At 74.1% G+C, this 5,298-nt stretch carries 4 protein-coding genes and 1 pseudogene; 2 read left to right on the plus strand and 3 right to left on the minus strand.

Annotated features, from left to right (window positions below):
• Nucleotides 1–834: serine hydrolase (locus tag ACTWQJ_RS45875; protein ID WP_443312320.1), on the plus strand; the 834-nt coding region annotated here is incomplete at its 5' end.
• Here ACTWQJ_RS45875 and mycP read toward each other — a convergent pair.
• Together mycP and ACTWQJ_RS45885 are read right to left on the minus strand one after the other, a co-directional pair.
• On the minus strand, nucleotides 831–2,012 hold the full coding sequence (gene mycP, locus ACTWQJ_RS45880; protein WP_443312321.1) for a type VII secretion-associated serine protease mycosin: 1,182 nt from the start codon (nucleotides 2,010–2,012) through the stop codon (nucleotides 831–833). The two genes, ACTWQJ_RS45875 and mycP, sit on opposite strands and share 4 nt — an antisense overlap.
• Nucleotides 2,009–3,103 (minus strand): hypothetical protein, encoded by a 1,095-nt coding sequence (locus ACTWQJ_RS45885; RefSeq protein WP_443312322.1) that lies wholly within the window; start codon nucleotides 3,101–3,103, stop codon nucleotides 2,009–2,011. The genes mycP and ACTWQJ_RS45885 overlap by 4 nt, the downstream gene beginning before the upstream one ends.
• Before the next feature lie 651 nt (nucleotides 3,104–3,754).
• Between ACTWQJ_RS45885 and ACTWQJ_RS45890 the strand changes: the two genes are divergently transcribed.
• Entirely contained in the window at nucleotides 3,755–4,957 is a 1,203-nt protein-coding gene (locus ACTWQJ_RS45890) for an amino acid deaminase/aldolase (RefSeq protein ID WP_443312323.1), read from the plus strand.
• 4 nt (nucleotides 4,958–4,961) lie between these two features.
• Here the strand turns inward: ACTWQJ_RS45890 and ACTWQJ_RS45895 are convergent.
• Nucleotides 4,962–5,298 (minus strand): annotated as a pseudogene (locus ACTWQJ_RS45895) (hypothetical protein); the annotation flags it as partial.

The raw sequence follows: 5,298 nt of genomic DNA on the forward strand, positions 1-5,298 counted from the left end.
ACACCGTCGGCCTCGGCGTCGGGCAGCGCCTCGGCGTCGGACAACGGGGAGGCATCGGTGGAACCTTTGGCGCAGCCGACGGTGGATCGTGACGCGCTGCTGGCCGAGGCCATGCCGGGCCTGCCGGTCGAGGACGGCGCGGACGTGTCGGTGGCGGTGCTGGACGTGGACTCCGGGGAGAGTGCCTCGTACGGGGAAGGCACCTTCGACACCGCGAGCATCGTCAAGGTGGACATCCTGGCGACGCTGCTGTTGCAGACGCAGGATGCGGGGCGGCAGCTGACGGCGGCGGAGAAGTCGTACGCCACGGCGATGATCGAGTACAGCGACAACGACTCCGCGTCGGCCCTGTGGCGGACGATCGGCAAGGCGGAGGGACTGGACGCCGCGAACGAGCGGTTCGGACTGACCGGCACCGAGGGCGGGGACGGCATGCTGTGGGGCCTGACCCAGACCACGGCTGTCGACCAACTCGCCCTGCTCCAGCAGGTGTTCGGGGAGGAATCGGAGCTGAACGCGGCCTCGCGGTCGTATCTCCGGGAGCTGATGGGGCAGATCGCCGCCGGTCAGCAGTGGGGTGTGTCGGCCGCCGGGGACGATACGGCGTGGGCCCTGAAGAACGGCTGGCTGCCGCGGACCGCAACGGGCCTGTGGGACGTCAACAGCATCGGGCGGGTGACGGTCGACGGCCGTGACTACCTGGTGGCGGTGCTGTCGGACGGCAACTCGACCAAGGAGAAGGGGATCGCACTGGTCGAGGCGGCAGCGCGAGCGGCGGTGTCGGTGTTCGCCCGGACTTCCCTGCCGACGTCGTCCGCTGCCGCCGCTGGTTAGCGCGTCAGGCCGTACCTGCGGCGGCCGCGCCACAGGACGACCGCCGTGATCAGCAGCACGCCGCCGGCGCCGCCGGCCAGCGGGGCGGCCCAGCTCGTGGCGTCGTCGTCGGAATCCGCCGTGTCCGGGCCGGAGCCGAAGTACTTGTCGCCGTACGCCGCGGACTGCAGTCCCTCCGGCTTCAGCCGGCCGGCCTCCTCGATGGCGGCGGCCGGATCGACGAAGCCGAAGCCGCGGGAGTCGTCGCGGCCGTCGGCCGGGGCGTTGCGGGCCGTGTCCTGGAGGAGCCGCTTGATCTGGGCCGGGGTCAGGCCCGGGTGGGCCGACTTGACGAGGGCGACGGCGCCGGAGACGAAGGCGGCGGCCGCGCTGGTGCCCCAGCCCTCGTAGTACCTGCGGTCGGGGTCGGCGATGACGACGTCGACGCCCGGGGCGCTGACGGTGGCGTACCAGCGGCGGGTGGAGAAGGAGGCGCGGGTGCCGAACTTGTCGACGGCGGTCGCGGCGATGACGCCCGGGTAGGCGGCCGGGTAGGAGATGTGGTCGCCCTTCTCGCCGCCGTTGCCGGCCGAGGCGACGACGACGGAGCCCTTCTTCAGGGCGTACTGGACGGCCTCGTCCTCGGCGGGTTCGGGGTGGGCGGAGGCGGAGTCGTCGCCGAGGGAGAGGTTGATGACGTCGGCGCCGTGGTCGGCGGCCCAGCGGATGCCGTCCGCGAGGGCGTTGCCGCGGGTCTTCCGGGCCTTGGCCCGGGCCGGGTCGCCGTCTTCGAGGATCACGCGGACGGGGAGGATCTTCGCCTCGGGCGCGATGCCGAGGACGCCGTCGGTGTTGCCGGCGCCATGGCCGTGACCGGCGATGATCCCGGCCATCGCGGTGCCGTGCCGGGCCCAGGCACGCTCCCCCTGCGTGGCTCCGAAGCCGACCATGTCCTTGGCGGGCAGCACGTTGCCGGACAGGTCGGGGTGGTCGGCATCGACGCCCGTGTCGAGGACGGCGACGGTGATGCCCTCGCCCTTGGTGGTCTGCCAGGCCTCCGCGGTGTGCATGGCGTCCAGCGCCCACTGCTCGGCGCGGATGCCGTCGGCGTGTGCGGCGGTGGGCGGGACGAGGGCGACCGAGGCGGCGACGAGGACGCCCACGAGGCCGGCCCTGTGCGCGGCTGCGACGGGCTTCATGAGGGCTGTTCCGTGGACGAGGTGACGGACTTGCGCAGGCTGCGCTCGACGCGGTCGGCGAGGCCCTTGGCCTCGTGGCCGAGGCCCGCCTGGGCGGGGGCGCTGGTGGCGCCGGAGCGCATCGCCTCCGCGGCGGGCTGCGGTTCGTCGACCGTGCGGGCGTCGGCCCAGCCGGAGACGGCGTAGACGACGACGGGGGCGTCGGTGAGGACGGAGACGGTCCACGAGGCACGCTGCTCGGCGCCGAAGCCGGCGGCGACCGTGCCCTTCGCGGCGTACGGGCGGGGCATCAGGTCGCTGCGGCGGTCCAGGCGCTCGTCCTCGAAGCGGGCGTCCAGGGAGCGCATGGCGGCGCCGTCGGCCTTGGTGAAGAGCAGGCCGACGGTGGTGACGTAGCTCTGGGTGGCGTCGGTGTAGGTGGCGCGCAGCAGGCGCTGGCAGCCGACCGGGGCGAGTGCCCTGCGCAGCAGGGGGTCGAAGGCGTCCGCGCAGCCGCTGTCCGGGGCGACGGCGATACGGGTCCAGACGCGGTCGGCGCCACCGGGGCCGGCGCCGCGCCCCTGCACGGTGGGCGGGAACAGCTGATCCACCGGCACGCTGTGCCACAGGCTCCCGGCCGCCGCGAAGGCCCCGCGTTCCCCGGCCTCCCCCGAGTCCCCGATCAGCCAACTCCCTGTCACGGCGCCCCCGATGAGCCCCAGCCCGAGCACGACACAGGCGGCGACCGCCACGGTACGCCCCCGTACCCGCACGCCGAACGGCCGCGGCCGCGCCGACTCGTCGTACCCCTCGGGCTCCCCGAGCGTGACGACCGGCCGCTGGGGCACCGACTGGGTACTCCAGGAGAACGCGGGGTTCGGGGAGACGGGGGTGGCGTTTTCCGGTGCGGATGACGTGGGCGAACCGTGCCGCCGCTCCCGTACCGGGACCGGGACCGGGTCCGCAGGGATCGGGCGCAGACGCCTCGTCGTCTCCGAGGGCGCCTCGGCGGGCACACCGACCGGCCGCGGCGGCACGGGCCGACGGATCGGCCGGGGCGGCACGCTGCTCGGGGCGGCCGAGTCGGGGGCGGCTCCGGGGTGTGCGGGCACGGTGGGGCGGTTGCTCGAATCCGCCGACCTCTCGGGACGCGCAGGCGCACTCGGCCGATCACCTGGACGCGGCGGCACGACTCCCTGCGTGGTCGTTCCACCGCCCTCACCCCGGGTCGGCGGTGGTGCGTCCGGGAAGCGGGCGGATGCGGGGGGCGGGGGTGGAGTGAAGGAGCCGGTGTCTGTCCGGGACGGAGCGCGCAGGTTCGGGAAGGTGGTGCGGCCGGTGTCGCTGCCGTTGCGGGGTGGCGGGGGGTCGCCGGCCGCCGTTGTGGGCGTCGGCGGATCGGTGCGGCGTTCGGAAGGCGCCGTAGGGTCGGGCTCGTCCCCGGGCGTCGGCGGGTGGGGCGGACGGGGAGGTGTGGCCGGGCGAGGAGGGATGGGCGCGTGCCGCGCTTCCGTGCTCATGCACCCCCCGTTTCCTCGTGCCCGGTCCCGTGTCCTCGTACGCGGGCCGTCGTCGTCAATTCGCACGCATACCCGCACCGGCGGACCGGCATCCGGCGCGAGTGGCGCGCAGAGTCGTTCCTCCGTGCGTGCGCGTCACTCTACGGGTTGCCCCCGGTCGAACGGGAACCAGTCCACGAGCCCGGGGGATCTGCCCGGAACATCCCCCTACCCTGCGGTAATCCTGTCTGGCAGGCTTCGTTCATGACTGCGCGCGCCGCCGACCGGGCCCGTTACGACCGGGCCACCGCCCATCTCGACGCCCCTCTCGCGATCGTGGACCTGGACGCCTTCGACGCCAACGCGGACGACCTGGTCCGCCGGGCGGGCGGGAAGCCGATCCGTGTCGCCAGCAAGTCCGTCCGCTGCCGTGCCCTGCTCGAACGCGTCCTCGCGAAGGACGGTTTCGCGGGCATCATGTCGTTCACCCTGGCCGAGTCCCTGTGGCTGGCACGGTCGGGGTTCGACGATATTCTGCTCGCCTACCCGTCGGCCGACCACGCCGGATTCGCCGAACTGGCCGCCGATCCCAAGCTGGCCACCGCGGTCACGGTGATGATCGACGACCCCGCCCAGCTGACCCTGATCGACCAGGCGCGCGACGGCGGCCGTGAAGTCGTGCGCGTCTGCCTGGAGTTGGACACCTCGCTGAAGCTGCTCGGCGGGCGGGTGCGCGTCGGGGCCCGCCGCTCGCCGCTGCACTCGCCCGCCCAGGTCGCCGATCTGGCCCGGGCGGTGGCCCGGCGGCCGGGGTTCGAGGTCGTGGGGATCATGGCGTACGAGGGGCACATCGCCGGTGTCGGGGATGCGGTCGCCGGACGGCCGCTGCGCTCGCGTGCCGTGCGGTTGATGCAGGCCACCGCCCGCCGGGAACTCGCCGAACGGCGCGCCGCGGTGGTGCGCGCGGTGCGGGCCGTGGTGCCGGGGCTGGAGTTCGTCAACGGCGGCGGCACGGGCAGTGTGCAGCACACGGCGGCGGAGGACGCGGTCACCGAGATCGGGGCGGGGTCGGGGCTGTACGTACCGCGGCTGTTCGACAACTACACGTCCTTCACCGGGCGTCCGGCGGCGCTGTTCGCGCAGCCGGTGGTGCGCCGGCCCGGAGTGGGGGCCGTGACCGTGCTCGGCGGCGGTTATCCGGCCTCCGGCGCCGCCGGGGCGGACCGGCTGCCGGTGCCGTATCTGCCGGAGGGGCTGCGGTACGACCCCCAGGAGGGGGCCGGCGAGGTGCAGACCCCGCTGCTCGGTTCCCCCGCGGACGATCTGCTGATCGGCGACAAGGTGTGGTTCCGGCACGCCAAGGCCGGTGAGCTGTGCGAGCGGTTCGACGCGCTGCATCTGGTCGAGGGCGACCGGGTGACGGCGACGGTTCCGACGTACCGGGGTGAGGGCCGCACCTTCTTGTGAGGGGTCAGTTCGACGGGCCGACGCTGCTGCCCACGCCGCCACCGCCGGCCTCGTCTCCGATCGCCCGGATCCCCTTGGTGATCCGGTCCATGTCGGCCAGCGGCGGGCCGTCCTCGCCCGCGTCGAAGACGTAGCGCACGATGACCGGCGACTCGGTGCCGACGCTGGACTGGAAGGCGAGGGACTGGACGTAACCGCCGGGCCCGTCGGCCGTTCTGACGCGCCAGCGCACGAAGTACCCGGCGCGGCCCGCCACCGCGACCGGCCCCGACGCGACGAGTCGGTGGGACTCGATGCCGCCGTAGGGGCGGCGGCCGACGACGTCGCGGTCGTAGGCCTCG

It is taken from the genome of Streptomyces sp. KR55 (genome assembly GCF_052245645.1).
Lineage (GTDB): Bacteria > Actinomycetota > Actinomycetes > Streptomycetales > Streptomycetaceae > Streptomyces > Streptomyces flavusporus.